The sequence below is a fragment of the Planctomycetota bacterium genome, assembly GCA_038746835.1.
Classification (GTDB): domain Bacteria; phylum Planctomycetota; class Phycisphaerae; order Tepidisphaerales; family Tepidisphaeraceae; genus JBCDKH01.
The window spans coordinates 1-1,817 of sequence record JBCDKH010000322.1 but is presented as its reverse complement, the minus strand read 5'-3'; the positions used below and the strand labels follow the sequence as shown (position 1 = coordinate 1,817).

Sequence of the window (1,817 nt, the reverse complement as noted above, 5' to 3'; positions counted from 1 at the left end):
CGCGGCATTCGTCAGCAAGCCGAACTTCTAGCCGGAGTAATCTTCGGTGGATCGTCTGCGTGCGGCGCTGCTGCACCGTCGCAGTGTCCGGATTTGGAGCACCGCACGAAAGGAGCAGCTCCGGACGCTGTGGCACGATCTTCAGATCGTGCCACAACGTCCGGAGCCGCTCCTTTCGCGCGGTGCTCCAAATCCGGACGCTACGGCGATGCAGCAGCGTGGCACGCAGACGCTGCACCCAGGGTTGGTCCGTCTCAGAAGTTCGGCTTGCTGACGAATGCGGCGATGGCGGCGGATTGTTTGGCGTTGCGCATTTCCAGCAGCAGGCCGTTCTTGCCTTGGCGTAGCGAGATGGTCGTCTTGCGACCCTCGCCGTGCGTGTGGGCGAAGGGAATGGGCTCGCCGTTGATCCAGCCTTTGAGGTGCTTGCCGAGTGGGAGTCGAAGGGTCGCGTCCCGGTCGTGGATGCTGTCGATCTCGGCGTAGGCGAGCGCATTCGCGGGGGTGATCCCGAGTTCGAGCAGCTTGCCGACGGCGATCGACTCGTCGCCGTTGGTGGTGGCGGCCTTCCACGCGTCGGCGTTCGAGAGCAGGCCACGATCGTCGAGCACGGCGTGCGGCTCGTCTTCGGCCGTGGCCGGGTGGACGTGCCAGTTTTCCAAGACGTCTTCGTTGCTCGTGTGCTTCTTGGCCTCGTCCCAGCTGGCCCGAAGCTCTTCGGGCGTCGGCGGGCTGAATTGCTTGCCGCTGGTCGGGACGCGGCTGGGCGTCTTGTCGAGGTCCGGCAGGACGCCGCCGTCCTTTTCCATGCCGTGTGCGACGATCAGCTCGTCGCACATCTCGACGATCTTGTCCATCGGCATCGTCGCGGCCGTGAGCGGATCGGCGAACGCGGCCTGGTAGACCTTGTCGCGACGGCCATCCATCGCCGCCTCGATGAACAGTTCGTGCTGGCACACGTGCGGCATGACATAGTTGAGCAGCTGGTACTGCATCGGGTCGACACGCGTCAGTCGGCAGCCGTTGCGGTCGACCAGCGTCGGCGTCTCGACGATCGCCGTGTCCGGAAGGTTCGGGATGGCTCCGTCATTGAGCATGTTGCCGTAGACGACGCTCGGCTCGCCGGTGACGATCGCGTTGGCGATGACGCTGCCGTATTCGTGGGACTTCTTGATCTTCTCGCGATCCATCGGCTCGTCGCTTCTTGCGAACGACACCGTTGCCTCGAACTCCTCGACCGCGCCGTCGCAGCGACGCAGGTACTCGTCGACCGGAATGCGGTACTTCTCGATCATGCCTTCGTGCGGCATGAAGTGGGCGCAGTACTCAGCGTTGTGCTCGCTGGACTCAGTCACAGCGTAGCCGAGACGCTTGAGCAACTCGTAGCGAACGGCCTCGTAACCGTCGCCGATTTTCTCGTCGGCGATCTTGAAAAGCTCGGGGTAGAGGTCGCGGCCGTCGTTGTGTTGAAGCTTCGAGAAGAAGTTCATGTGGTTGATGCCGCTGCACTCGAAATGCGCGTCATCCGGGTCGACGCCGATGTCCCGCATGCGGGCGGCATAGGTGCCCTGGACGCTGTGGCACAGCCCGACGGCGTTGACGCCGTTCCTGCCGGTCGCTCGCTCGCCGGTGGTGTGCAGGAGCGATTTCATGTTCATCGACATCGGGTTGCTGTAGTTGAGCAACCAGCAATCGGGCTTGGCCACGTCGACGATGTCACGGGCCAAGTCGCGCATGAGCGGATAGGTCCGCAGTGCCCGGAAAAGCCCGCCGGGGCCGGTGGTGTCGGCGATGGTGAAGTTCAGGCCGTACTTGCG

The 1,817-nt window shown here is 63.8% G+C and carries 1 protein-coding gene; it reads right to left on the bottom strand.

The window, feature by feature from the left end; translation table 11 throughout:
- Nucleotides 1-254: 254 nt before the first annotated feature.
- Nucleotides 255-1,817: hypothetical protein (locus tag AAGI46_17070; GenBank protein MEM1013920.1), on the bottom strand; the 1,563-nt coding region annotated here is incomplete at its 5' end.